Origin of the sequence: Moorena sp. SIO4G3, from assembly GCF_010692305.1 — a bacterium.
Lineage (GTDB): Bacteria > Cyanobacteriota > Cyanobacteriia > Cyanobacteriales > Coleofasciculaceae > Moorena > Moorena producens_A.
The window spans coordinates 1-1,225 of the sequence record NZ_JAAHIG010000746.1 but is presented as its reverse complement, the minus strand read 5'-3'; the positions used below and the strand labels follow the sequence as shown (position 1 = coordinate 1,225).

Below are 1,225 nucleotides of genomic sequence, written 5' to 3'. Positions count from 1 at the left end.
ACTAGCCCGATGGAAAAATCAATCATCCCGACTTATGCAACGAGCCTTCAAGACCAAGTTAAAACTGAATAACAAACAAAAAACCTTGATGGCTCAACACGCTGGGTATTCTAGGTGGGTATGGAACTGGGCTTTAAACCTGTGGAAGGAAGCCGCATTAGCTGGACTAAAGCCTTCAGCAAATAAGTTGAAAAAGTTTTATACTCATCATGTGAAGCCTCAGTATACCTGGCAGTCCACATTAAGTTCTAGGGTTTACCAATTTGCTTTCAGGCACTTAGGAGAAGCATTTAGTCGATTTTTTCAAGGGATTGCTCAACATCCTAAGTTTAAGAAAAAAGGTAGAAATGATAGCTTTACCCTAGATAATTGCGGTAAGCTCATGAAGTTTTCAGGGACTCGGTTAAAACTTCCTTGTTTGGGATGGGTTAGTACCTATGAACCAATACCTGAAATCGAGACAAAGCGAATCACAATCAGTCGAGTAGCCGATTCTTGGTATATTTCGGTAGCCTACGAATTTGAGCCTGAATATACCCCAAAGTCCAGAGAATATCTAGGTGTAGATGTTGGGGTTAAAGTTTTAGCGACTTGCTCTGATGGAACCGTATTTCCTAACCCTAGAGCCTATAAGCAAGCTCAGAAAAAATTAACTCGACTTCAACGAGAACTATCTAGAAAACAAGTTGGTTCTGTAAACAGAAATAAGACCAAGCTAAGACTGGCTAAAACTCATCAGCGTATCGCTAACATCCGGAAAGATGCCATTCACAAGTTAACCGGTTGGCTTTGCAAAAACCACGCAGTCATTGGGTTAGAAGATTTGAATATTTCCGGTATGCTTAAAAACCCTAAGTTAGCGGGTGCCATTGCTGATTCGGCTTTGTATGAAATTCGTCGTCAAGTCGAATACAAGTCGGAGTGGTACGGATCAAAAACAGTGTTTGTGGATAGATTTTATCCATCAACAAAAACCTGTTCAAGTTGTGGCCACATCCAGGAAATGCCACTCAAAGAACGAGTTTTTAATTGCGAAGCTTGCGGTGAAGTTCGAGATCGTGATTATAATGCTAGCCTCAATTTAGAACGATACGCCGAGAGCTACTCGGTTTGAGCCTGTGGAATAGGAAGTGCCGACACCCTATGAAATGCCAGGTAACTGGAAAGAAGCAGGAAGGGAACATTAATACGGTTTATACCGTGTTGTGTCAGTTTTCCGTAGCAG

General features: G+C 41.6%; 1 protein-coding gene. It reads left to right on the top strand.

Annotated features, from left to right (window positions below; translation table 11 throughout):
* Nucleotides 1–34: 34 nt before the first annotated feature.
* Entirely contained in the window at nucleotides 35–1,114 is a 1,080-nt protein-coding gene (locus F6J99_RS45135; RefSeq protein WP_293123986.1) for an RNA-guided endonuclease TnpB family protein, read from the top strand.
* Nucleotides 1,115–1,225: the final 111 nt, after the last annotated feature.